Here is a 25,888-nt window from a genome sequence, read left to right as displayed (position 1 = left end):
AGCGACTTGCCATGTCTTTGCCCACCTTGTTGTCCCAGCACATTGTCCGCCGTCCGCAGCGCATCGCCCTGCTGCAGCACATCGCCGAACAAGGCTCGATCACCCGTGCGGCAAAAAGTGCGGGCCTGAGCTACAAGGCTGCCTGGGATGCCATCGATGAGCTGAACAACCTGGCGCAGAAGCCGTTGGTGGAGCGGATTGTCGGCGGCAAGGGTGGCGGCGGTGCCCGCCTCTCCAAAGAAGGCGAGCGGGTGCTGCGGCTGTACCAGAAGCTGCAAGCCTTGCAGGCCCAGGTGCTGGAAGCCGCTGAAGATGCCAGCGACCTCGACCTGCTCGGGCGTTTGATGCTGCGCACCAGCGCGCGCAATCAGTTGCACGGCAAGGTGGTGGCGATCGAGTCCCAGGGACGCAACGACCTGATTCGCCTCGAAGTCGCCGAAGGCTTGATCGTCGACGCGCAAATCACCCACGACAGCACCGAGCGCCTGGAATTGCAGATCGGCACCGAAGTCGTGGCCTTGATCAAGGCCGGTTGGCTCGATGTGCTGGAGATCGATTCAGCCGAAACGCCGGGACACAATTGCCTGAAAGGCATCATCGAGAAGATTCTCGACGCCGACGATGGCCCCAGCGAAGTGCGCATCACCCTGCCTAACGGCCTGACCCTGTGCGCGCTGGACGAACCGACGCATCTGCAGGCATTGGGGCTGACCTGCGGCAAACCCGTGCGTGTGGAGTTTTCGCCATCGAAGGTTCTGCTGGGTACGCCGCTTTAAGCAAACTGCAACAAAAGGTTCATTACTCATCATTAAGGTGTCTGCAAAACCGCAGGGAGCCTGAAATGAGCCTATTAGAAGAAAACCAATCCACCGACCTCGAAACCATGGTCGGCCTCAGTCGTCGCCGCTTCATCAGCGCAGGTGCCCTGTGCGGCGCGGCGATGTTCCTCGGCGGCAACCTGCTGAGCCGCAGTGTGATGGCCGCCAGCGTCAGCGCCGGTAACAGCCAGTTGCTGGGCTTTGACAGCATTGCCGCCGCCACCAGCGACGCCATCACCCTGCCACCGGGCTACAAGTCCTCGGTGCTGATCAGTTGGGGCCAGCCCCTGCACAAGGACGGCCCGGCGTTCGACCCGAGCGGCAACGGCAGCGCCGAGCATCAGGAAGTCCAGTTCGGCGATAACAACGATGGTATGAGCCTGTTCGAATTTCCGGGCGAAAAAGACCGCGCGCTGATGGCGATCAACAACGAATACACCAACTACCGCTACCTCTACGCCCACGGCGGCATGCCGCAATCGGCGGAAGACGTGCGCAAGGCGCTGGCCTGCGAAGGCGTGTCGGTGATTGAAGTGCAGCGCAAGAACGGCCAATGGCAATTCGTCCAGGGCTCACGCTACAACCGCCGCATTCACGGCAATGCGCCGATCAGCCTGAGCGGTCCGGCCGCCGGTCACGCACTGCTGAAGACCAGCGCCGATCCCCACGGCAAGAACGTCCTCGGCACCTTCCAGAACTGTGCCAACGGCAAGACGCCGTGGGGCACCTATCTGACCTGTGAAGAAAACTTCACCGACTGCTTCGGCAGCAGCAACGCCGAGCAGAAATTCGACCCGGCTCAAAAACGCTACGGCGCGGTGGTGACCAGCAAAGAGATCAACTGGCACCCACACGACGAGCGCTTCGACCTGGCCAAGAACCCCAACGAGCTCAACCGTCACGGCTGGGTGGTGGAAATCGATCCGTTCGATCCGCAGTCGACGCCGGTCAAACGCACCGCCCTGGGCCGCTTCAAACACGAAAACGCCGCCCTGGCCGAAACCGGCGATGGCCATGCCGTGGTGTACATGGGCGACGATGAGCGCGGCGAGTTCATCTACAAATTCGTCAGCCGCGACAAGATCGACCACAAGAACCCCAAGGCCAACCGCGACATTCTCGATCACGGCACCCTCTATGTGGCGCGTTTCGATGCCGGGGACGGCAACGCCGATCACCCGAAAGGCCAGGGTGAATGGATCGAACTGACCCACGGCAAAAACGGTATCGACGCCAGCAGCGGTTTTGCCGATCAGGCTGAGGTGCTGATCCACGCCCGTCTCGCCGCCAGTGTGGTGAAAGCCACGCGCATGGACCGCCCGGAATGGATCGTGGTCAGCCCCAAGGACGGCCAGGTCTACTGCACGTTGACCAACAACGCCAAACGCGGCGAAGACGGACAACCGGTGGGCGGACCGAACCCGCGGGAGAAGAACGTCTACGGCCAGATCCTGCGCTGGCGCACCGAGCGCGACGATCACGCCTCACACACCTTTGCCTGGGACCTGTTTGTGGTGGCCGGCAACCCGGCCGCACATGCCGGGACGCCAAAGGCCGGCTCGTCGAACATCACGCCGCAGAACATGTTCAACAGCCCGGACGGTTTGGGCTTCGACAAGGCCGGCCGCTTGTGGATCCTGACCGACGGCGATGTGAGCAACACCGGTGACTTTGCCGGCATGGGCAACAACCAGATGCTCTGCGCTGATCCGGCGACCGGCGAGATTCGCCGCTTCATGGTCGGGCCGGTGGGCTGCGAGGTGACCGGGATCAGCTTCTCGCCGGACCAGAAAACACTGTTTGTCGGGATCCAGCACCCGGGTGAAAACGGTGGTTCGACCTTCCCCGAGCATCTGCCCAATGGCAAGCCGCGCTCTTCGGTGATGGCGATCAGCCGGGAAGATGGCGGGATCGTCGGCGCCTGATTCGGCCTCTTCGCGGGCAAGCCCGCTCCCACATTGGATTGTCGGTGCGCATGCGATCGGCGGCACACCGAAGATCTCCTGTGGGAGCGGGCTTGCCCGCGAAGGCGTCAGCCCGGACACCACACTTCTCAAGCCCAACCACTAAAACCGCGCCGTCTGCGCTACCATGCCTGGCCGGACGCAGCAGCCTGCTGCGCGCAGGAGTCAGCATGGCCCACCCGTTTGAAACCCTTACGCCAGACCTCGTGCTCGATGCCGTCGAAAGCATCGGCTTTCTCAGCGACGCGCGCATCCTGGCGCTCAACAGCTACGAGAACCGCGTCTACCAAGTCGGCATCGAAGACGCCGAGCCACTGATCGCCAAGTTCTACCGGCCACAACGCTGGTCCAACGAAGCGATTCTGGAAGAACACCAGTTCACCGCCGAACTCGCCGACTGCGAGGTGCCGGTCGTGGCGCCGTTGATCCACAACGGTGAAACCCTGCACGAACACAACGGTTTCCGTTTTACCCTGTTCCCCCGCCGCGGCGGCCGCGCACCGGAGCCGGGCAACCTCGATCAACTGTATCGCCTGGGCCAGTTGCTCGGACGCCTGCACGCGGTCGGCTCGACCCGGCCGTTCGAGCACCGTGAAGCGCTGGCGGTGAAAAACTTCGGCCATGACTCGCTGGCCACGTTGCTCGACGGCAACTTCATCCCCCGCAGCTTGCTGCCGGCCTACGAGTCGGTGGCCCGCGATCTGCTCAAGCGTGTGGAAGATGCCTACAGCAACACGCCGCACCAGAACATCCGCATGCACGGTGACTGCCACCCCGGCAACATGATGTGCCGCGACGAGATGTTCCATATCGTCGACCTCGACGACTGCCGCATGGGCCCGGCGGTACAGGACATCTGGATGATGCTCGCCGGCGATCGCCAGGATTGCCTGAGCCAGTTGTCGGAACTGATGGATGGCTACAACGAATTCCACGACTTCGACCCGCGCGAACTGGCGCTGATCGAACCCTTGCGCGCCCTGCGTCTGTTGCACTACAGCGCGTGGCTCGCTCGTCGCTGGGACGATCCGGCGTTCCCCCGCAGCTTTCCGTGGTTCGGCACCGAGCGTTACTGGGGTGATCAGGTGTTGGCTCTGCGCGAACAACTGGCAGCGCTCCAGGAAGAGCCACTAAAACTCTTCTGACCCACCCTGCCCCCCTGTAGGAGCGAGCCTGCTCGCGAAGAACGCAAGGGCAACGCGTTTATCCAGACAGCACGCGTTATCGTTGACGTCCATCGCGAGCAGGCTCGCTCCTACAGGTACCGATGTTCACAAATGACCTACCTATTCAGGCAGGACATTCGCAGACGAATCTCCTTACAATCCTCTCTTTGTTAGCTGCCTAAGCAAGGATTCTGCATGCAAGCCGCCAACCCGCGTCGCGGGTACATTCTGGGCCTGAGTGCCTACATCATCTGGGGACTTTTCCCCCTCTACTTCAAAGCCATCGCCAGCGTGCCCGCCGTGGAAATCATCATCCACCGGGTGTTGTGGTCGGCGCTGTTCGGCGCATTGTTGCTGATGGTATGGAAGCATCCCGGCTGGTGGCGTGAGCTGCGGGAGAACCCGCGACGCCTGGCGATCCTGGCCCTGAGCGGTGCGCTGATCGCGGCCAACTGGCTGACCTACGTCTGGTCGGTAAACAACGGCCGCATGCTGGAGGCCAGCCTCGGTTACTACATCAACCCCTTGGTGAACGTGTTGCTGGGCATGCTGATCCTTGGCGAACGACTACGGCGCATGCAGTGGATTGCCGTCGGTCTGGCGGCTGTGGGTGTGGCACAACAGGTCTGGCAAGTCGGCAGCCTGCCGTGGGTGTCCCTGGTGCTGGCACTGACCTTCGGATTCTACGGGCTGATTCGCAAGCAGGCGCCGGTCAAGGCACTACCGGGGCTGGTGGTGGAAACCTGGATGCTGGTGCCGATTGCCATTGCCTGGTTGCTGTTCAACCCGACCGCCCACAGCGCTCAGGCCGAGTTCTGGACCACGTCAGAAGCCTGGTGGCTGGTGGCAGCCGGACCGGTCACGCTGGTGCCGCTGGTCTGCTTCAACGCGGCTGCGCGGCATTTGCCCTACACGACACTGGGCTTTCTCCAGTACCTGGCGCCGACATTGGTGCTGCTGCAAGCGGTGTTGCTGTTTGGCGAGCACCTGTCGTCCAGCACCCTGGTAGCGTTCATGTTCATCTGGGCCGGTCTGGCGGTTTACAGCGTGGATGCGTGGCTCAGTTTGCGTCGCCGCAGCTGATCAAAAAACACACAAACCTCTACAGGCCACGAGTTCCGTGGCCTGCACCATTCCTTCCCAAGGTTATCCACAGCGTGATCCCCGCCGATTGTGCGCAAGTGGCTGAAACTGCTGGTTTTTTGATCAGATCCTGAAGAACCCCGGTCCGCGTGGCCTGGCGGGGTGTCTCTACAGGTTATCCACAGGCCGGTGCACGTTTTACTTGGATAACCTGATCAGGGCTCACTGCGCAGCACCAGTTCGACCATCAGATCGTCGGCCAGGGTTTCCAGGCGCGATTGCAGGACGTCCAGCGACAGCGTCAGCGGAACGGCAAGAATCGCTTCGGCATGGAACAACGGCTCGCTGCTCATCGGTGCCGGGCGCACTTCGGTAACCAACCGTTCCAGACTCACCCCCTGCTCGTTCAACAAGCGTGTGATGTCACGCACGATCCCCGGGCGATCATTGCCCACCAGTTCCATCGCGATCGGCTTCCAGGTGCAGGATTGTTCGATGCTGCTTTCGGCGATCAATACGCGAATGCCCTGGGTGGACAAGCCTTGGAGGGCATCGACCAATTCGTCATAGGCCTCGGCCGGCACCCCCACCCGCAGAATGCCGGCGAATTGTCCGGCCATGCGCGACATACGGCTTTCCAGCCAGTTGCCGCCGTGCTCGGCAATGCATTGGGCAATGCGCTCGACTTGCCCGGGTTTGTCCGGGGCGAAAACGGTGAGTACGAGGTGGTCCATGGCGCAGCCCTCTGGTCATGATTTTTGTTGCAGAGAACCAAGTATAGGCAAGGGTTGAACCTGCGCTGACAGGTCAGGCGCCTTCGCGAGCAGGCTCGCTCCCACACGGTTGTGCAGGCTTTTGTGGGAGCGGGCTTGCTCGCGAATGGATGCACCGCCGACCTGACCGATCAAACAAATCGTGTACAACTTTTGATATTTAACTGGAACAATCTACTGCTTTTTTGAGAACATCCTGTTTCGCGCCGTGACCGCAATGCGTCATGGGGTCGCAGAACGACGTGATTAGTCTAATTTTCACAACCGCAATTCATCATGTAGTATGCCGCAGCGCGCACTACATAACGTTGGATCGATGTCTGCCGCCGGCACGTTCGCAACCCTGAAAGCCCTGTCAGCAAGGCCCCAAGCCGTTGATTGGTCCCAACCCAGCCGCCCGTCATGGGCATGTACTGGCAGAGGGGTTTGTGGTTTAAATGGCCAAAGGCTTCATTGTTAAATTGAAGAGCTGAAAAGCGAAATAGCTGAGCAGAGTGAGGCAAGCAATGACTGAACACGTTCAAGTCGGTGGCCTGCAGGTCGCCAAAGTCCTGTTCGACTTCGTGAACAACGAAGCCATTCCCGGTACCGGCCTCACCGCCGATAAGTTCTGGGCCGGTGCCGACAAGGTCATCCATGACCTGGCGCCGAAGAACAAAGCCCTACTCGCCAAACGCGATGATTTCCAGGCTCGTATCGATGGCTGGCACCAACAGCGTGCCGGTCAGGCGCACGACGCCGTGGCCTATAAAGCCTTCCTGCAAGACATCGGTTATCTGCTGCCAGAAGCGGCCGATTTCCAGGCAACGACGCAAAACGTCGATGACGAAATCGCCCGCATGGCCGGCCCGCAGCTCGTGGTGCCGGTCATGAACGCCCGCTTTGCGCTCAACGCCTCGAACGCCCGCTGGGGCTCGCTGTACGACGCGCTCTACGGCACCGACGCCATCAGCGAAGCCAACGGTGCGGAAAAAGGCAAAGGCTACAACAAGGTGCGCGGTGACAAAGTCATCGCCTTCGCCCGTGCCTTCCTCGACGAAGCGGCGCCATTGGCGGCCGGCTCCCACGTCGATTCCACCGGCTACAAGATCGTCGACGGCAAACTGGTGGTCGCCCTTAAAGGCGGCAGCAACACCGGCCTGCGCAACGACGCCCAGCTGATCGGCTTCCAGGGCGATGCCGCTGCACCGACCGCGATCTTGCTGAAAAACAACGGTCTGCATTTCGAAATCCAGGTCGACGCCAGCACCCCGGTCGGCCAGACCGACGCGGCCGGCGTCAAAGACATCCTGATGGAAGCCGCACTGACCACCATCATGGACTGCGAAGACTCGGTTGCCGCCGTCGACGCCGATGACAAAGTGGTGATCTACCGCAACTGGCTCGGCCTGATGAAGGGCGATCTGTCGGAAGACGTCGCCAAGGGCGGTCAGACCTTTACCCGCACCATGAACGCCGACCGCACCTACACCGCAGTCGATGGCAGTGAACTGAGCCTGCACGGTCGTTCGTTGCTGTTCGTGCGCAACGTTGGCCACCTGATGACCATCGACGCGATCCTCGACAAAGAGGGCAACGAAGTGCCGGAAGGCATTCTCGATGGCCTGGTGACCTGCCTGTCGGCGATCCACAACCTCAACGGCAACAGCTCGCGCAAGAACAGCCGCACCGGCTCGGTCTATATCGTGAAGCCGAAGATGCACGGCCCTGAAGAAGCCGCGTTCACCAACGAGCTGTTCGGTCGTATCGAAGACGTGCTGGGCCTGCCACGCAACACCTTGAAAGTCGGGATCATGGACGAGGAGCGTCGTACCACGATCAACCTCAAGGCCTGCATCAAGGCGGCGAGCGAGCGTGTGGTGTTCATCAACACCGGTTTCCTCGACCGCACCGGCGATGAAATCCACACCTCCATGGAAGCCGGCCCGATGGTGCGCAAGGCGGACATGAAGGCGGAAAAATGGATCGGCGCCTACGAGAACTCCAACGTCGATATCGGTCTGAGCACCGGCCTGCAAGGTCGCGCGCAAATCGGTAAAGGCATGTGGGCCATGCCGGACCTGATGGCAGCGATGCTCGAACAGAAAATCGCTCACCCGCTGGCCGGTGCCAACACCGCTTGGGTACCTTCGCCGACTGCCGCTGCACTGCACGCACTGCACTACCACAAGGTCGACGTGTTCGCCCGTCAGGCCGAACTGGCCAAACGTGCCCATGCTTCGGTAGACGACATCCTGACCATCCCGCTGGCGGTGAACCCGCAGTGGACCGCCGAACAGATCAAGAACGAACTGGACAACAATAGCCAGGGCATTCTCGGTTACGTCGTGCGCTGGATCGACCAGGGCGTCGGTTGTTCGAAAGTGCCGGACATCAATGATGTCGGCCTGATGGAAGACCGTGCCACGCTGCGTATTTCCAGCCAGCACATCGCCAACTGGCTGCGCCATGGCGTCGTCACCGAAGAGCAGGTCATGGAAAGCCTCAAGCGCATGGCGCCGGTGGTTGACCGTCAGAACGCCGGCGACGCGCTGTACCGTCCGCTGGCCCCGAACTTCGACAGCAACATCGCCTTCCAGGCAGCGGTCGAACTGGTGGTCGAAGGTACCAAACAGCCGAACGGCTACACCGAGCCGGTCCTGCACCGTCGTCGTCGCGAGTTCAAGGCCGTCAATGGCCTGTAACTGAGCGTCTGCGCCGGACATGAAAAAGCCCTGATCGAAAGATCAGGGCTTTTTTGTTTGCATGATTTGTTGCTCTTTGTGGGCGCGGGCTTGGACTAAGGCTCAATCCCAAGCTCATGCTTGACCAACTCCAGCAGCTTGTCGGCATCAATCGGCTTGAGCAGAAAGTCCACCACATTCAAATGCATCGCGGCGATCGCATCTTTTACGTCGGCATCGCCCGAGACGATGATGACCGGCAACGCCGCCCGTACCGACTCGCGCACCTGTCGGATCAGGTCCAGCCCGTCGACATGCCCCATGCGCAGGTCGGTAATCACCAGTCCGATCGAAGGTTTCTCCTCCAGCATCTTGAGTGCCGCTTCGCCACTGGCCGCGCTCAGGCAGCGAATACCGTCCAGTGCCAGGATCTCTGACAGCAACTCCCGGGCATCTTTATCGTCGTCGACGATCAGCACCCGTTGCGGTGGCAGGTCAGGTTCCAGCATGACTGCACTCAGCGCTTCGCGCTCGGCGTCGCTCAAAATATCGTGGTCGGACATGGCTTTCTCTACATATTCAATACAATTCCCTAGCACAGTGGTGAGACATCGCTAAGCAGACCATCAATGTGCACCTCGTCGGAAAATTTTCCAATAGGGCAGAAGAGAGGTTTTTCGCACGTTTGCGTAGGATTCCTCCGACATTTCAGGACGCTAACAGCCTACCTAGACTTACGTCCAATGGGCACCCCGGCCACAGGGGTCGACCATGTCCTGGTCATCCGACTACAACAATTCAAAAAAGACTGCGGTAATGGTTATGAGTAAAGCGGACGCCTTCACACAGGCAGGGAAAACCGCGGTGTTGCAGAACATCCAGGGTACATTGCAATTCCTTCAGCGCTTCCCGCCTTTCAACCAGATGGAGCACGCGCACCTGGCGTATCTGGTCGAGCAATGTCAGCTGCGTTTCTACGCCCCCGGCGAGAGCATCATCAAACCCGCCGACGGCCCGGTCGAGCACTTCTATATCGTCAAGCAAGGCCGAGTCGTGGGTGAGCGTCCGGATACGGCAAAAGGTGGCTCCGAAACAGTCTTCGAGATCACCACCGGCGAATGTTTTCCCCTCGCGGCGTTGCTGGGTGAACGGGCGACCCGCACCGAGCACCTCGCCGGCGAAGACACCTTTTGCCTGCAGCTGAACAAGCCGGCGTTCATCCGCCTGTTTTCGCTATCGGACACCTTCCGCAACTTCGCCCTGCGCTGCGTCAGCAGCCTGCTGGATCAGGTCAACCAGCAAGTGCAGCAAAAAGCCGTGGAAACCCTCGGCACCCAATATTCGCTCAATACCCGACTGGGTGAATTGGCCATGCGCCACCCGGTGTCATGCGCCCCGCATACACCCTTGCGCGAAGCCGTGACATTGATGCACGAACAACAGGTCGGCAGCATCGTGGTGGTCGATGAACTCAAGGTGCCACTGGGGATTTTCACCCTGCGCGACCTGCGTCAGACCGTGGCCAACGGCAGCAGTGATTTCAACGAAGCCATCGAAGGGCACATGACCCGGGCACCGTTTTTCCTGTCGCCGGATCACAGTGCATTCGACGCGGCGATTGCCATGACCGAGCGTCACATCGCCCATGTCTGCCTGGTCAAGGACCAACGCTTGTGCGGCGTGGTTTCCGAGCGCGATCTGTTTTCCCTGCAACGGGTCGACCTGGTGCACCTGGCGCGCACCATCCGCAACGCGCAGAAGGTGGAAAACCTCGTGGCGCTGCGGGGCGAAATCGGCCAACTGGTCGAGCGCATGCTGGCCCATGGCGCGTCTTCGACGCAGATCACCCACATCATTACCCTGCTCAACGATCACACCGTATGCCGGGTGATCGAACTGACCCTCGCCGAAAAAGGCGATCCCGGCGTGCCATTCAGTTGGCTGTGCTTCGGCAGTGAAGGCCGTCGCGAGCAGACCCTGCACACCGATCAGGACAACGGCATTCTGTTCGAAGCCAGGGATGCAGCCCATGCCGCCGAGATTCGCGGCAAGTTGTTGCCCATCGCCCAGCAGATCAACCAGAGCCTGGCGCTGTGCGGCTTCACCTTGTGCAAGGGCAATATCATGGCCGGCAACCCCGAGCTGTGCCTGTCCCGGGCCGAATGGGCGCGGCGCTTTGCGGCGTTCATCCGCGAGGCCAACCCGGAGAACCTGCTGGGTTCGAGCATCTATTTCGATCTGCGCGTGGTCTGGGGCAGCGAGCAAGGCTGCGAGCAGTTGCGTCGGGGCATTCTCGATCAGGTCGGTGACAACCGTTTGTTCCAGCGCATGATGGCCGAAAATGCGCTGCGCAATCGCCCGCCCGTAGGGCGTTTGCGCGAGTTCGTGTTGACGCGCAAAAATGGCGAGAAGGCCACCCTGGATTTGAAAGTTCAGGGGCTGACCCCATTTGTCGACGGCGCCCGACTGCTGGCCCTGGCCCATGGCATAGAGGCCAATAACACGCTGGAGCGTTTTCGCCAATTGGTCGCCAAAGAGGTCATCGACCCCCTGGACGGCGCCGCGTACGAAGAGGCCTATCACTTCATCCAGCAAACCCGCATGCAGCAACATCAATTGCAGACCCGGGAGAATTTTCCCTACTCGAACCGGGTCGATCCCGACAGCCTCAATCACCTGGACCGGCGCATCCTGCGTGAGTCCCTGCGTCAGGCCCAACGCCTGCAGAGCAGCCTGACCTTGCGGTATCAGTTATGAGCCTGTTTTCCTGGCTGCGCCCGCCAAGTCCCACCCTGCCCGCCGACCTGCAACATCGTCTGGAACGCTTGCCGGCCGCTGCCGCCCTGGGCGAATGCAGCCTGCGTGAACAGCGCTGGGTGGTACTCGATCTGGAAACCACCGGGCTGAACCTGAACAAGGACCATGTGTTGTCGATTGGGGCGGTAGCGATCGAGGATGGGGCCATCGATTTTCGCCAGCAGTTCGAACGCACCTTGCAATATCCGCAAGTAAAACTCGGCCCCAGTGTGCTGATCCACGGCATTGGCCCCAGCGCCATTGCGGCGGGCAGCGATCCAGCAGAAGCGCTGGTGGACTTGATGGAGTACCTCGGTGACAGTCCGGTACTGGCCTTCCACGCGCCGTTTGACCAGCACATGCTCGGCCGTGCGCTGAAAGATCACCTGGGTTTCAAGTTGCAGCATCCGTTTCTGGACGTGGCGGACATTGCACCGCTGCTATGCCCCCAGGCGCACTTTCGCGAGGCCGGGCTGGACGACTGGATCGACTGGTTCAAGCTCGAAGTCTTCGAACGCCACCACGCCAGTGCCGACGCCCTGGCCACCGCTGAACTGGCGCTGATCCTGTTCAGCCGCGCACGGCAGCAGCAGATTCATAGCCCGTTGAATTTGCAACAGCGATTGAGTCAGTGGAAGCGGCGGCAACAAGCGCCGTCCTTCTAGTCTTCGGCGCCTGCTCTGGCCTCATCGCGGGCAAGCCCGCTCCCACAGGAGTACCGAAACCCCTGTGGGAGTGGGCTTGCCCGCGATGAACGATGACGCGCTCTCCCGACCAACGCCGATTGCGGACCTCCCGCGCCTCTGCCACAATCGCGAACAATTCTCGTTAGTTAATACTTCCCAAGCGGTGATGCGGCGTGTCGTCAGTCCCAAGCCCTCAAATTGAGCTCGTCGGTGCGTTATATCGCGACCATCGCGGTTGGCTATTGGCCTGGCTTCGACGCAATGTCGCCTGCCCACAGCGGGCCGAAGACCTGAGCCAGGACACGTTCGTGCGCTTGCTGGGCCGCGAGGAACTGAAGGAACCACGCGAACCGCGGGCATTCCTGGTGGCCATCGCCAAGGGCCTGCTGTTCGATTATTTCCGTCGCGCCGCGCTGGAGCAGGCTTACCTCACCGAGCTGATGCTGATTCCCGAAGCTGAACAACCTTCGGCGGAAGAGCAGCAGATGATCCTCGAAGACCTGAAAAACATCGACCGTTTGCTCGGCCAGCTTTCCACCAAGGCCCGGGCGGCGTTCCTCTACAACCGTCTCGACGGTCTTGGCCACGCAGAAATCGCCGAGCGCCTGGGGGTATCGGTGCCGCGGGTGCGCCAGTACCTGGCCCAGGGCATTCGCCAATGCTACATCGCGCTGTACGGTGAGCCGACATGAACCCGCTCGGTTCCAAACCGGTATCGGCCAACGTGCTGGACGCAGCGATTGCCTGGCAATTGTCCATGGATGGCGCCAACCCCGTAGAGCGCGAAGAATTCGCCAAGTGGCACGCTGCCCACGAAGAGCACGCCCGCGCCTGGCGCCAGTTGGGCATGCTCGACCAACGCTTCAGCGCAGCCAGTGGCCCGGCCCGCACAGCCCTGCTGCAATCGCGCGAAGGCATCCGCCGACGGGTGCGCAAACTCGGCAATGGCGTGGCGAGCGTGGTGGCCGTGATCGGCCTGGCGTTATTTGCCGGGCCACGTTACCTGCCGATCGATTACTGGCTGGCCGACCAGCGCACCGCTGTTGGCGAGCAGCGCACCCTGCGCCTGGCGGATGGCACGCTGGTCAATCTCAACACCCACAGTGCCCTGGATGTGCGCTTCGATGAGAAGCAGCGGCGCATCGTGCTTCAGGAAGGCGAAATCCTGGTTGAAACCGGTCATGGCGATCCCCGGCCGTTCATCGTCGAAACCCGTGACGGCAGCATGCGCGCGCTGGGTACGCGGTTTCTGGTCAAGCGTGAAGAAGAAGGCACACGCCTGAGTGTATTGCAGTCGGCGGTGGCGGTTCACCCCGAGTCCAGCCCGGATGAACAGATTCTGCGCGAAGGTCAGCAAGTGTTGATCCGCAATAACGGCCTGGGTCCGGTTCTGGCCGTCAACTTCGGCGCGGATGCCTGGACCCGCGGCATGCTGGTGGTGGACAACACGCGGCTGGAAGATCTGGTGCATGAAATCGGTCGCTATCGAACCGGTCACACAGGCGTCGCGCCGGAAGTGGCCGACCTGCGCATCACTGGCAGTTTCCCGCTGCGTGACACCGACCTGGCGCTCAATGCCCTGCTGCCGACCCTGCCGGTGCAGATCGAACAGCACACGCAATGGTGGGTGAAGGTAGTCGCCAAGGCCGAAACAAAGCCCTGAACCCGCACACAGAACCCTGTGGCGAGGGGGCTTGTCGGATCGCCGCACCGCCCCGTTGGGTCGCGAAGCGGCCCCCTGCATTTTCCTGACAGGCGGTGTTCGCTGACTTTACGCCTGCTTCGCAGCCGAACGGGGGCGAGCCCCCTCGCCACAGAGGCGCACGCCTGAAACCCTTCAGTGCTTATTGAATAACTGAATAGAAATTATTTTCATCCAGCCCTATCACTTTCTGATTCTCGTTCGGCACACAGGCAATTGAGAAATGTTTCCATTCAGGAGCCGCTGTATGTCCCGTTCGCTGAACACCCTGTTGCGCCCCAGTTTGCTGGCGGTCGCCGTTGCTCTTTGCACCCCTTTGGCCAGCAGCCAACTGGTCGCCGCTGAACAGGCGTCGAGCGTTCGCGCCTACAACCTGCCAGCCGCACCACTGGCCAGCACCCTGAACCAGATCGCCAGCCAGGCGGGCCTGGCCTTGTCGTTGAACCCCTCCCTGGCGGCAGGCAAAACCTCGGCGCCCGTCAACGGCCAGTTCGACGCCGCCAGCGCCCTGCGCGAGGCCCTGCGTGGCAGCGGGCTGCAACTGGAGCAAAGCAGTGCCGGCACCTACAGCCTGGTGGCCGTGCCCGAGGGCGTGATGGATCTGCCGGCAACCAGCGTGATTGGCGTGGAAGACGCTGAAAGCGCCTGGGGCCCGGTGCAAGGTTACGTGGCCAAGCGCACCGCCGCCGGCACCAAGACCGATACCGCGCTGGTCGAGGTACCGCGCTCGATTTCGGTCGTCACTCGCCAGCAGATGGACGACCGCAACGCGCATACCCTTGACGCCGCCGTGCGCTACCTGCCGGGCATCACCGCCAGCAGCTACGGCAGCGACACCCGCGCTGACTGGCTGCGCGTGCGTGGTTTCGAGCCGACTCAATTCCTCGACGGCCTGCCCCTGCCAAAAGGCGTCTACGCCAACCCGAAACAGGAAACCTGGAACCTCGACCGCCTGGCCTTGCTGCGCGGCCCGGCCTCGTCCGTGTACGGCCAGACCCCGCCAGGCGGCCTGCTGGACATGGTCAGCCGTCGCCCGAGCACCGAAGCCAGCAGCGAAATCCAGCTGCAGTACGGCAGCGACAACCATCGCCAGATCAACTTCGCCAGCACCGGCAAGATCGACGACGAAGGCCGGTTTCTCTATGGCGTGAGCGGCGTGGTGCGTGACGGCGGCACCCAGATCGACCATATCGATGACAAGCGCTACAACATTGCGCCAAGCCTGACCTGGAACATCGACGAAGACACCCGCTTCACCCTGCTGACGCAGTTCACCCGTGACGATACCGGCGTTACCAGCCAGTTCTATCCGATTCAGGGCACCAAGATCGACATGCCGTTCGGCAAGATCTCGCACCACAAGAACCTCGGTGATCCGGACTACGATTTCTACGACCGCACCTATTACGCACTGGGTTATGCCTTCGAGCATCGCTTGAACGATGTCTGGCAGTTCCGCCAGAACCTGCGCTACACCAAGTCGGACCTGTCGTTCCAGACGGTGACCGTCAACAGCTACTTTCCCTCCATCGGATTTGTCGTGGACGATGAAGGCAACACCGGGCGCGGCACGACCAATGTCGACGAAGACATCAGCCAGTTCGCCGTGGACAACAACCTCCAGGCCGACTTCGCCACCGGCGACATCAATCACACGCTGTTGATCGGCCTGGACCACCAGCGCAGCAACACCAACTACACCTCGATCTTTGGCACCGCACCGGCCATCAACGTCAACGATCCGGTCTATGGCTTGCCGATCACCCGTCCACCACGCTCCTCGGCGTTTTATGACTATGACCAGAAGACCTACCAGACCGGTCTGTACGTCCAGGATCAAATGGCCCTCGATCAATGGCGCCTGACCCTCGGCGGTCGTGAAGACTGGGTCCATACCGGCACCAAATTCTTCAACAAGGGCGATGCCACCAACACTCAGCGCGACAAGAACTTCAGCGGCAACGCGGCGATCAGCTATGTGTTCGACTCGGGCTTCGTGCCTTACTTGTCCTACGCCGAATCGTTCCAGCCGGCCAGCAATGCCGTCGCCTCGCCGACCGATTCGTTCAAGCCGACCGAGGGCAAGCAGTGGGAACTGGGTATCAAGTACCAGCCACCGGGCAGCAACACACTACTGACGGCCGCTGTGTATGACCTGACCCAGAAAAACGTTGCCGTCACCAACAATGTGGGCAACGTGACGGTCACCAGTCAGACCGGCGAAGTGAGAGTCAAAGGCCTGGAGCTGGAAGCCGTTTCCGACGTGACCGAAAACCTCAAGGTCACCGCTGCCTACACCTTGGCCAAGTCCGAAGTGCAAGATGGCGCATTCAAGGGCAATCGCCTGCAACTGATGCCTAACCAGCAAGCATCAGTATGGGGCGACTACACCTGGCACAACGGCGTGCTCGACGGCTTCGGCATCGGCGCCGGCGCGCGCTACACCGGCAACACTTACGGTGACGAGGCCAACACCTGGCTGGGCAAGGCCGACGCCTACACGGTGTTCGACGCCGCGGTACACTACGACCTCGGCCGCCTGGACAACAGCCTCAAGGGCGCTTCGCTGGCCGTTAACGCCACCAACCTGTTCGACAAGGACTACATCTCGACTTGTGACAGCTTCTACTGCTACTACGGCGACCAGCGCAGTGTCGTCGCCAGTGCAACGTACAAGTGGTAACAGTTTGAGCTGACACGCCCTATGACCAAGCCGTCCCCAGAGGACGGCTTTGGTTTTTCTGAAGGCTATGAAATGAAAAGTAAAACAATTCGCCGCTGGTCCGCTGTTCATACCTGGACCAGCCTGATTTGTACGGTGTTCCTGTTGCTGCTGGCACTGACCGGCCTGCCGTTGATCTTCCATCACGAGATCGACCATCTCCTCGGTGATGCGGCCGAGCTGAAGCAGATGCCGGCAGACACCCCGCGGCTTGATTTGCAGCAGCTGGTAGCGGCGGCTGAAAAGCATCGTCCTGGCGAAGTCATGCAGTATTTCGGCTTCGAGGACGACGAGCCCAATGCCGCGATTGCGATCATGGCCCCCACCGCCGGTACCGAACCCAATTCGTCCCATACCTTCATGCTCGACGCCCGTACCGGCGAGGCCCTGGAGATGCCGTCGGCCAACGGTGGTTTCATGATGGTCATGCTGCGCCTGCACGTGGACATGTTTGCCGGCTTGCCGGGCAAACTGCTGTTGGCGTTCATGGGGATTCTGTTCGTGGTGGCGATCGTCTCCGGCACCGTCTTGTACCTGCCATTCATGCGCCGCCTGAAGTTCGCCACCGTGCGCCAGGACAAATCCACCCGCCTGCGCTGGCTCGACCTGCACAACCTGATCGGCGTCGTGACCTTGACCTGGGCCCTGGTGGTCGGCGTGACCGGCGTGATCAGTGCCTGCGCCGACCTGATCATTGCCGCCTGGCGCAACGACAGCCTGAGCGCGATGGTCGCGCCGTACCGCGATGCGCCACCGCTGACGCAACTGGCGCCGGCCACCCGGTTGCTCGACATCGCCAAGGACGACGCGCCGGGCATGCAGCCGGACTTCATCGCCTTCCCCGGCACGCGATTTTCCAGCGAGCACCATTACGCGGTGTTCATGAAAGGCAGCACGCACCTGACCTCGCACCTGCTGACACCGGTACTGATCGACGCCAGCACCCTGCAAGTCACCGCCGTGGCCGAGCGGCCCTGGTACATGGATGCCATGGGCATGTCGCAACCACTGCACTTCGGTGACTACGGCGGCATGCCGATGCAAATCCTCTGGGCGACCCTGGATGTGCTGACCATCATTGTGCTCGGCAGCGGAGTCTACCTGTGGGTGGTGCGGCGCAAGGCTGTCAGGCCTGTGCTGGAAAAAGCGGAGAGCGTGGCATGAAGCCCCGGCAGTCGAACTTCTGGAAAGTCTTTGCCATTCCCACCGTCATCGCGGTGCTCAGCGCGGCAGGGCTGTTTGCCGCGTTGCTCGGGGATGGTGTGTGGGATTCACTGAGCTGGCTGGGGCTGGGCATCCCGGCTGTGCTGGCCCTGCGCGGCCTCCTGCAACGCCGCTGACCCCCTGTAGGAGCGAGCTTGCTCGCGATGGACTTGAGAAAGCCGCTGGGCGTCAGGTTCCCCGCGTTATCGTTAACGTCCATCGCGAGCAAGCTCGCTCCTACAAGGGTATTTGCCATCTTGAGCAATCGCCCCAACACGCTATGCTGCCCGACTCTGCCACCGATCGAGACGCTGCCATGTCCGCCCCGAGCATGACCCTCTACCACAACCCGCTCTCTCCCTTCGTTCGCAAAGTCATGGTGCTGCTGCACGAAACCGGTCAACAGGACCGCGTGGCGCTGCAGACCAGCGTCCTCACCCCGGTTACCCCGGATCCGGCCCTGATCGACGACAACCCTCTGAGCAAAATCCCGGCCCTGCGCCTGGCCGACGGCAATGTCATCCATGACAGCCGGGTCATTCTCGACTACCTCGATCAGCAACACGTCGGGAACCCGCTGATCCCACGCGAAGGCTCGGCCCGCTGGCGGCGCCTGACCCTCGCCTCACTTGCCGACGGGATCATGGACGCGGCCGTGCTGGTGCGCTACGAAGTCGCCCTGCGTGCCCCGGAAAAACACTGGGACGAATGGCTCGACGGCCAGCGCGACAAGATCCGCCGCGCCCTGGCCCTGCTGGAAAAAGACGCGATTGCCGAGCTGGCCTGCCACTTCGACGTGGCCGCGATCAGCGTGGCCTGTGCACTGGGTTACCTGGACCTGCGCCACCCGGATCTGGATTGGCGCACGGCGAATCCGCAACTGGCGGCGTGGTACTTCGAGGTGAGCCAGCGGCCTTCGATGATTGCGACGATGCCGAAGGTTTAAAACGTCTGTACCAATGCACCCAACTTTTTGTGCCTGAACCTTAAAGCCACTCATAGCTCCGACACAAATAAGGGGTTGTGAAGTGGCTGCACGGCAACAATTAATTAAACGAATTAGATGCCGATCTTGAAGACAAATAATTGTGCAACGCACTCCGACCAATTGAAATCGCCGCCACAGCGGCAGTATCCGTATTTGCCAAAATCATTTTCTCTCTAAACGCTCCGCCACTTACAATCCCCGACCCAATAACCTTCCGATCTGCAATTCCAAATACAAACTCCAACCTATCATCGCTAATCTTACCACCCCTTATATCAACCGATACCTCATCCAAACTTCTACTTGCAGCAACAACCAGCTCTTTTATTTTTTTATTTTGCTTTTCAACACTGTAACTATCAGAAAAATATGATGTCCCACCAAACGGATCGATATGATAATAAAAATCCACAGAATTTACGGCCAAATGAGATACCTCATGTATAAGAACTCTAGCCATAGAAGCGGCATTCATTTGCGTTCGAAAAAAATCAGGCGTTATAAAAATTCGTTTTTCCTTGTCCCCCCTACGAACAAAGGCAATTTCATGCTTAGGGTTGATCGGCGCTATAAAAACGATCTGCTCACCTAGCTCATCACCCTCAAAATAGCTACCTAATAACTCCTGTGACTTTTTAAAATCATTCACCAGGTTCTCTGCTGGCACATCCATCCACTTATAGATTTTACGCATTCTCCGATGGGCTTTATCCTCCCCATCATCAGTATCCAATGCAATAATTGCTTCAGTAACTATTTCAACGGCAAGATGTAATGCATTATCAAACGCATTTATATGGTGTTTCTTGAACTGATCACGACCACGAGCAATAATAAAATAACTTTTTTCGAGACTTAGTTCGTGTTCATCTCCCTCACCACTGTACAACCCCACTATATCTCGTCGACCAACCGGGCTACCCCCCACCATACAATACAAATTCAGCCCATCAACTAGCCCGGCCGGATCGGGATTAACCCACCGTTGCAACCAAGGTGCGTAATACCTGAAGCCGTAATAATACAACCCTGTCACATCTCTTTCTTTCCCAGAATAACGAACGCATTTGTATTTAGCCTCAACTTGCGAACGCCCCATCCACCACGCTGTACCACCGTAGGCGTAATAACTTTCATAACTAATTAGATTGCCGAGGCGATCGAGCTCCAGTGTGCTACTGCCCAAATGATCATCCAGGCTGTAACGCACCTGATCCTCATCGATCCCATCCGGTTGCCCTTGCTCCCAATGCAGAAGCCGGACACTGCTGCGTCCCGACTGGACATTGATCACATGCAGGATTTCACCGGGGCTATCCGCCCCTTCAATACGAATCTCCAAGCCTGGCAAATAACGAACTTCCGACTTCCGCGTCATATTCGAAGTTAAAGCACAGCGAACTTTGCGCACCCGCATACCGGCGCCGTCATACAGATAACGCTCACTATCGTTTCGACCGTCATCGCGCGAAACCAGAACGACTTCACCCAGTTGATTGCGGGCCGTCCAGCGCATCGGTTGCCCCGGCGCCAAAAACCTCAGATTGCCGTTGCTATCGAAACCCGCATCGAAGTCCGGCTCCTGCCCTTCGACCCGAGTCAGCCCGCGATTGCTGTTCTGAGCAATGCCCATCAAATGCGTTGGTTTGTTGCTGTGATGCTGTTCGATCAGGTTTCCGCCTGCGTCATAACACCAACTCTGGGTGTAGTTCTGTAGTCGAGCAGGATCCGCAGGTGAGATGAGGTCGGGCAGCGCTGGGCCGTTGACTGCTGAAGCGACTTCACGCCCCGTAGCCCTGACCAACTGATAGAGCGAGTCGTACCAATAACGACTGATCGGTACGATACGTTGATTGGCGAACCAACTGACGGGCTGGGAAGCATCGGTCAAGCAAAGGATGTTGCCCACCGGGTCATAGTCGTAACGCAAGTCTTGCAAGTTCCGCTCGCCTTTACATGCAAGCAGATGCCGCAGTCGGCCATCACCGGAATCGTAGACGCTGGTGCTGATGACACCATTGCCCGAGAGCTCGCGCTCAACTTGACCGGAAGCGTTATAGGCCATACCGCCGACTAATAAGTGCTCAGGCTTACCGGACACTTTCAGCCAGACACTTTGCAATTGCCCTTGAACGCTGTAGGCATAACGCCGGGTATGGCCTGCTGCATCCACCTGTTCAAGTACGCTGCCCGTTGCATCGTATTGCCAGCGGCTGGTGTAAGCTTTGTCTTCACCCTGTTCAAGCAAGGCACTTTGTTGGCTCTCGGTGGCAGGCCAACCTGGGTGATCCACCTCTGTCAGAAAACGCCGCATCTCTGTGATCGGCGCACCACTCAGGTTGTAGTCAGCCACCACACGTGCACCGGCGGTGTCCACATGACGAATCAACCGACCGCATTGATTCCGAGCACTTGTCTCAGCGGTCGCCGTCCCGTAGTAAAAACGCTCAACACACCGATTGTTCTCTTCGACACCCAGCGGACGACTCATCGAGTCATATTCAAAGCGCGCCGTATTGCCCTCCCCGTCCCAGCTTTGCTTTACCTGCCGTGCCTCGTCCTGTAATACCAGCCGCCAACCAGCATCCACGCTTGTCGTGAGTAAGGGCTGCCCGGTCAAGCCGTGAGTGCGAATGGTCGAAGCGACAGGCGTCAGACCGGAACCCAAGCGCGCATCCCAGTTAGCCACTGATCTACCCGCGGCATCGAAAGTCTCGCGACTGGTCCGCGTCTCTGGAAAGGATTCATTACTGGATGCTCGGCAATAAGCAACAGACGCCACCGGCAATCCACGAGCGTCAACTACCGCCAACTTCGGTGTATGGCGGTGCACAGCGTGGGTGGTTTCCATGTGCAAACCCTCAAGGCGCAATCACATGAGGTTAGACGAACACACTGAGCTTCACATGGAGCCCCTCCCGTACTTCGTCACTCACTTGCCGCATGCCCCAAGCCTCACACCCCATCAATCAGCAATCGGGCTTGTCCGCGGTAAACCGCCGTGCCGGGTTCACCGCCGCACCGAACTCGCGCAACGCCTTGGCGCCGATCAGCAACGGATAGTTGAAGCTGCTGCGGTCTGTCAGGTTGACCTCGACCGTGCGCTTGACGTGCCCCAGGCACAGCTCCAGATCGACCACCGGACGCTTGGTCGGCGCGACGACTTCGCTGTCCTCCTCGTCCTCTTCGGAGCGGGTCTTGATCTTGCTGATGCGCGCGACCTTGTGTTCGTAAACCTGGTTGCCCGCATCCTTGGTGGCCAGGCGGAAACGCACCCAGTCTTCGCCGTCACGCTTGAAGGTTTCGATGTCCTTGGCCGACAGCGACGCGGTCAGGGCGCCGGTGTCCATTTTCGCCTTGAGGACCTGCCCGCCGATTTCCGGCAGGGCGATGTATTCGTAACGCCCGTACAGGGTCGGCTCGGCGGCCATGACCGGCAAAGCGATGAGGGAAAGCACTGCAAGGAGGGATTTCACGTAATGGGCTTCCATAAGAGTGAACTGCCGGATTTTAGACCGTTGTTCGCTTGATCGTTCCCCCAAGGTTACCGACCCGGAGGTGAAACATTCGTCACCCCCGATTTGGCCTGTCGCCCGAAGCTGCTTATCATGGCGCGCCCAACCGCTTCCACGAGTGACTTATGCGCCGCCTGCTCACCGGCTGTTTCGTGACCCTGCTTCTTCTGCTCAACACCTTGGTCCTGATCGGACCATTGCTGGTGTTTGCCCTGCTCAAGCTGATCCTGCCCGGCCGCTTGCGCGATTTCGCTTCCTGGGCCGTGATGTGGATCGCCGAAACCTGGTCGGAATTCGACAAGCTGATTTTCCGCGTCTGCATCCCCACCCAATGGGACATTCGTGGCGGTGAAGATCTGCGCCGCGATACCTCGTATCTGGTGATCAGCAACCATCAATCCTGGGTCGACATCCCGGCGCTGATCCAGACGCTGAACCGGCGCACGCCGTTCTTCAAATTCTTCCTCAAGAAAGAACTGATCTGGGTGCCCTTCCTGGGCCTGGCGTGGTGGGCGCTGGACTACCCGTTCATGAAGCGCTACAGCAAGGCGTTCCTGGCCAAACACCCGGAGCTGGCGGGCAAGGACCTGGAGATCACCAAAAAGGCCTGCGAGCTGTTCAAGCGCCAGCCGGTGACAGTGGTCAACTATCTGGAAGGTACGCGTTTCACCGCAGCGAAAAGCGCTCAACAGCAGTCGCCGTTCACTCACCTGCTCAAGCCCAAGGCTGGCGGCGTGGCATTCGTGCTGGCGGCAATGGGCGAGCAGCTGGACGCCGTTCTCGATGTGACGGTGGTTTATCCGCAGCAGAAGATTCCGGGGTTCTGGGACCTGATCAGCGGCAATGTGCCAAGGGTCATCATCGACATCACGACCCGCGAACTCGACCCGGCGCTGTGGCAGGGCGATTACGAAAACGATCCGGTATTTCGCGAGAAGATCCAGAACTGGGTCAACCAGCTCTGGATCGAGAAGGACCTGCGCATCGACGCCTTGCGCGCCGAGCGCTACTGAATCAGCTACCGGTGCCGGTGCCGGCGCCCCAGATGTTGCCCAGGCTGCTCAGCAACGTACCGCCGACGCCCTGCTGACCAAGGTACTGCAAGAGCACCGGGGTAAACAGGCCGATCATGCCGGTGTCCATGCCCAGGGCACTGAAGGCGTTGTTCAGGTCGTTGGTGTCCTTGACGTTGCCCAGGGCGTTATCCAGGCCTGCCGCTTTGCCGCTGGAGCCGAGCAGACCCGCCAGCGCGCCCAACTCACCGCCGCCCGAGAGCATGTCGATGCCAGGCACGCTTTTGGCCAATTGCGAGTAGTCGGTCGAACTCAACTGGTTCTTCGCCAGGCCCAGCATCGCCCCGGCGCCGCCGATGGCTTGCTCTGGGGTGATGTCCAATTCACTGAGGGTGCTCAGCAAATCGGCAGTCTGCGGCGTCGGTGCGGCGGTCGCGGTCGCGTCATCGCCCTTCATGCCGGCAATGACATTGGCTGCATCGCTCAGGTTGAACTGTGCAAAGGCCGGACTGGCAGCCAGGGTCAGGAGTGATGCCAGTGCAAAACCGCGTGAAATCTTCATTCAGACATCCTCGATGAACACCGCCCGGCAATGGGCGGCGAAAAACTGTGCATTGGACTGACTCTCTCAAGGATTGTTCCCGGCCCTGCGAGCTTGTCGCAGACTCTGTAGGAGCTGCCGAAGGCTGCGATCTTTTGATCCTGGCGTGAAGATCAAGATCAAAGGATCGCAGCCTGGAACTGTGGGCGATACCGGCGGATGGCAAGCCGACGGGCCCAGTCCTTTATCAAGGTCCATTGGCTTCGCTTCGACGCGAACACAGCGCGCCTTGTGCCTTTCCTTTCCCTGACCTTCACGCTGGCCGTCATATCGAAACGACAGATAAACCTATCAATACTGAGAGTACACGTCGCATTTACCCTCCTCCAACATGACGACTCCAATCTATGTAAAGGAGTACACCATGATGCGCAAGACACTCACGGCAAGCGCCGTATTACTGTCGGTATTCACAGCTAACGCCATGGCGGCAACTGCTATGTGTCCGGCGACCGCCAGTATCGAACAAAAGAAAGAGGAGCCAGGCTACAGCTATTCCGCCCCCGGGCCGAATGGCCGCGTCTGGGTAGGCGAAAACCCCTATACCGATGAGGGAGATCTGAAAACCTTCGTGTTCGACGGAGCGTTCTACCGGACCGTCAGTTCCGAAGGGAATATGGATGTGGTTTCGTGTGATTACGTTGGAGACGACTTGTACGCGGGTGCCAGAATGACGCTGTACTCCTTCAGAGAGTGGGCACCCGTCAAAGGTACAAAATGGGAGGCCCAGCCAACTGCAGAAAAAACCGGAACCTTCAATAAGGCAAACTCCGTTGAGCTCTGCAATTCAAAGCTCGAAAAAGAATGTGCATTTAACTACCGAGTCCTGGCCATGCCACCAGCAGGCCACTGAACAAAAAAAGGGCGACCTCAGTCGCCCTTTTTTTACCCGACGCTTACGCCGCGCTGAACATCTTGTGCGGATCGATCACAAACTTCTTCGGCACGCCCGCATCAAACTCGCCATAACCCTGCGGAGCCTGATCCAGGCTGATCACCTGAACGCCCACCACTTCGGCGATGTTGATACGGTCCCACATGATCGCTTGCATGAGCGCGCGGTTGTACTTCATTACCGGGGTCTGGCCGGTGTGGAAGCTGTGGGACTTGGCCCAACCCAAGCCGAAACGGATGCTCAGGCTGCCCAATTTCGCGGCAGCGTCGACAGCGCCCGGGTCTTCGGTCACGTAGAGGCCCGGAATGCCGATCTTGCCGGCCACACGCACCACGCCCATCAGCGAGTTGAGCACGGTAGCCGGGGCTTCGTGTTTCACACCGTCATGGCCATGGCCACGGGCTTCGAAGCCGACGGCGTCGATGGCGCAATCCACTTCCGGTTCGCCCAGCAGTGCGGCGATCTGTTCGTGCAGCGGCGTGTCCAGGGACAGGTCGGCGATCTCGAAGCCTTGGGCCTTGGCATGCGCCAAGCGAACGGTGTTGACGTCACCGATGATCACCACCGCCGCACCCAACAGGCGAGCCGAAGCAGCCGCCGCCAGACCGACCGGACCGGCACCAGCGATGTACACAGTGCTGCCCGGGCCAACGCCGGCAGTCACGGCGCCGTGATAGCCGGTCGGCAGGATGTCGGAGAGGCAGGTCAGGTCACGGATTTTTTCCATGGCCCGGTCGCGATCCGGCAATTTCAGCAGGTTGAAGTCGGCGTACGGCACCATGGCGTATTCCGCCTGGCCACCGGTCCAGTCACCCATGTCGACATAACCGTAAGCACCGCCCGGGCGGGCCGGGTTGACGCTCAGGCACACGCCGGTGTGCATTTCCTTGCAGGAACGGCAGCGCCCGCAAGCCACGTTGAAGGGTACGGACACCAGGTCGCCGATTTTCAGGTTCTCGACGTCGCTGCCCTTCTCGATCACTTCGCCGGTGATTTCGTGGCCCAACACAAGGCCGGTTTGCGCCGTGGTACGCCCGCGCACCATGTGCTGGTCGGAACCACAGATGTTGGTGGAAACCACTTTGAGAATGACCCCGTGCTCGATCTTGCGACCGCGCGGGTCCTGCATTTTCGGATAGTCAATCTTCTGTACTTCGACCTTGCCAGCGCCGAGATACACCACACCACGATTGCCAGACATGCTTTCACCTCGCTGTTGTTTTTATGGAACCGCGTCGCCCAGGCAGGCAGCGCGTTAAATGCTCGGGTATAGATGCTGTTTCTTGTGTTGCTTGTGAGG

General features: G+C 59.9%; 21 protein-coding genes. 15 read left to right on the top strand and 6 right to left on the bottom strand.

Annotation, left to right across the window (positions count from 1 at the left end):
- Positions 1-11: 11 nt before the first annotated feature.
- The 4 genes from KW841_RS02965 (at position 12) to rarD (ending at position 5,031) form a co-directional block, all read left to right on the top strand.
- Positions 12-776, top strand: coding sequence for a TOBE domain-containing protein (locus KW841_RS02965; RefSeq protein ID WP_218473416.1), 765 nt, complete (start codon positions 12-14; stop codon positions 774-776).
- Positions 777-841: 65 nt separating this feature from the next.
- Positions 842-2,743 (top strand): PhoX family phosphatase, encoded by a 1,902-nt coding sequence (locus KW841_RS02960; RefSeq protein WP_218473415.1) that lies wholly within the window; start codon positions 842-844, stop codon positions 2,741-2,743.
- 209 nt (positions 2,744-2,952) lie between these two features.
- Complete coding sequence (locus KW841_RS02955) at positions 2,953-3,927, top strand: serine/threonine protein kinase (protein WP_102670838.1); 975 nt, start codon at positions 2,953-2,955, stop codon at positions 3,925-3,927.
- 216 nt (positions 3,928-4,143) lie between these two features.
- Positions 4,144-5,031, top strand: a complete 888-nt coding sequence (gene rarD, locus KW841_RS02950; protein ID WP_095964118.1) for an EamA family transporter RarD — start codon at positions 4,144-4,146, stop codon at positions 5,029-5,031.
- 215 nt (positions 5,032-5,246) lie between these two features.
- On the opposite strand, the gene KW841_RS02945 is transcribed toward rarD, so the two are convergent.
- A complete protein-coding gene (locus tag KW841_RS02945; RefSeq protein ID WP_102700735.1) occupies positions 5,247-5,765 on the bottom strand; it encodes a glycine cleavage system protein R in 519 nt (172 codons plus the stop codon).
- A gap of 545 nt (positions 5,766-6,310) precedes the next feature.
- Between KW841_RS02945 and KW841_RS02940 the strand changes: the two genes are divergently transcribed.
- Positions 6,311-8,488 carry a malate synthase G gene (locus KW841_RS02940; RefSeq protein WP_218473413.1) on the top strand — a complete coding sequence of 726 codons (2,178 nt, stop codon included), beginning with the start codon at positions 6,311-6,313 and terminating at the stop codon, positions 8,486-8,488.
- Positions 8,489-8,583: 95 nt separating this feature from the next.
- Here KW841_RS02940 and KW841_RS02935 read toward each other — a convergent pair whose 3' ends face one another.
- A complete protein-coding gene (locus tag KW841_RS02935; protein WP_218473412.1) occupies positions 8,584-9,030 on the bottom strand; it encodes a response regulator in 447 nt (148 codons plus the stop codon).
- A gap of 253 nt (positions 9,031-9,283) precedes the next feature.
- Here KW841_RS02935 and KW841_RS02930 point away from each other — a divergent pair, with 253 nt between their 5' ends.
- From KW841_RS02930 to KW841_RS02895, 8 genes are all read left to right on the top strand, one after another.
- Positions 9,284-11,224 carry a putative nucleotidyltransferase substrate binding domain-containing protein gene (locus tag KW841_RS02930; RefSeq protein ID WP_218473411.1) on the top strand — a complete coding sequence of 647 codons (1,941 nt, stop codon included), beginning with the start codon at positions 9,284-9,286 and terminating at the stop codon, positions 11,222-11,224.
- Positions 11,221-11,928: a PolC-type DNA polymerase III gene (locus tag KW841_RS02925; RefSeq protein ID WP_007980367.1), complete on the top strand. Its 708-nt coding sequence runs from the start codon at positions 11,221-11,223 to the stop codon at positions 11,926-11,928. The genes KW841_RS02930 and KW841_RS02925 overlap by 4 nt, the downstream gene beginning before the upstream one ends.
- Before the next feature lie 194 nt (positions 11,929-12,122).
- Entirely contained in the window at positions 12,123-12,641 is a 519-nt protein-coding gene (locus tag KW841_RS02920; RefSeq protein WP_218473410.1) for an RNA polymerase sigma factor, read from the top strand.
- Positions 12,638-13,612 carry a FecR domain-containing protein gene (locus KW841_RS02915; RefSeq protein ID WP_218473409.1) on the top strand — a complete coding sequence of 325 codons (975 nt, stop codon included), beginning with the start codon at positions 12,638-12,640 and terminating at the stop codon, positions 13,610-13,612. Before KW841_RS02920 ends, KW841_RS02915 begins: the two co-directional genes overlap by 4 nt.
- 286 nt (positions 13,613-13,898) lie before the next feature.
- Positions 13,899-16,334, top strand: a complete 2,436-nt coding sequence (locus KW841_RS02910) for a TonB-dependent siderophore receptor (protein ID WP_218473408.1) — start codon at positions 13,899-13,901, stop codon at positions 16,332-16,334.
- A gap of 72 nt (positions 16,335-16,406) precedes the next feature.
- Positions 16,407-17,537 (top strand): PepSY domain-containing protein, encoded by a 1,131-nt coding sequence (locus KW841_RS02905; protein WP_218473406.1) that lies wholly within the window; start codon positions 16,407-16,409, stop codon positions 17,535-17,537.
- The gene (locus KW841_RS02900; protein WP_218473404.1) at positions 17,534-17,713 is read left to right on the top strand and encodes a hypothetical protein; all 180 of its coding nucleotides are present in this window, start codon (positions 17,534-17,536) and stop codon (positions 17,711-17,713) included. Before KW841_RS02905 ends, KW841_RS02900 begins: the two co-directional genes overlap by 4 nt.
- 179 nt (positions 17,714-17,892) lie before the next feature.
- Entirely contained in the window at positions 17,893-18,522 is a 630-nt protein-coding gene (locus tag KW841_RS02895) for a glutathione S-transferase (protein ID WP_218473402.1), read from the top strand.
- A 100-nt stretch (positions 18,523-18,622) separates the two neighbouring features.
- Here KW841_RS02895 and KW841_RS02890 read toward each other — a convergent pair whose 3' ends face one another.
- Positions 18,623-21,415, bottom strand: a complete 2,793-nt coding sequence (locus tag KW841_RS02890) for an RHS repeat-associated core domain-containing protein (protein ID WP_218473400.1) — start codon at positions 21,413-21,415, stop codon at positions 18,623-18,625.
- Positions 21,416-21,533: 118 nt separating this feature from the next.
- Positions 21,534-22,040, bottom strand: a complete 507-nt coding sequence (locus KW841_RS02885) for an ATP-dependent zinc protease (RefSeq protein ID WP_218473399.1) — start codon at positions 22,038-22,040, stop codon at positions 21,534-21,536.
- Between the two features lie 164 nt (positions 22,041-22,204).
- Here KW841_RS02885 and KW841_RS02880 point away from each other — a divergent pair, with 164 nt between their 5' ends.
- Positions 22,205-23,092 (top strand): acyltransferase, encoded by an 888-nt coding sequence (locus KW841_RS02880; RefSeq protein WP_218473398.1) that lies wholly within the window; start codon positions 22,205-22,207, stop codon positions 23,090-23,092.
- Between the two features lies 1 nt (position 23,093).
- Here KW841_RS02880 and KW841_RS02875 read toward each other — a convergent pair whose 3' ends face one another.
- Entirely contained in the window at positions 23,094-23,654 is a 561-nt protein-coding gene (locus tag KW841_RS02875; protein ID WP_218473397.1) for a DUF2780 domain-containing protein, read from the bottom strand.
- 403 nt (positions 23,655-24,057) lie between these two features.
- Here KW841_RS02875 and KW841_RS02870 point away from each other — a divergent pair, with 403 nt between their 5' ends.
- On the top strand, positions 24,058-24,546 hold the full coding sequence (locus tag KW841_RS02870; protein ID WP_218473396.1) for a hypothetical protein: 489 nt from the start codon (positions 24,058-24,060) through the stop codon (positions 24,544-24,546).
- Between the two features lie 43 nt (positions 24,547-24,589).
- Here KW841_RS02870 and fdhA read toward each other — a convergent pair whose 3' ends face one another.
- Positions 24,590-25,789 (bottom strand): formaldehyde dehydrogenase, glutathione-independent, encoded by a 1,200-nt coding sequence (gene fdhA / locus KW841_RS02865; RefSeq protein WP_218473394.1) that lies wholly within the window; start codon positions 25,787-25,789, stop codon positions 24,590-24,592.
- Between the last annotated feature and the right edge of the window lie 99 nt (positions 25,790-25,888).

Source organism: Pseudomonas sp. PDM28, from assembly GCF_019219115.1.
Classification (GTDB): Bacteria; Pseudomonadota; Gammaproteobacteria; order Pseudomonadales; family Pseudomonadaceae; genus Aquipseudomonas; species Aquipseudomonas laurylsulfatiphila.
Note: the sequence above shows the minus strand (reverse complement) of the source record. Positions and strands in the feature narration are given on the sequence as shown.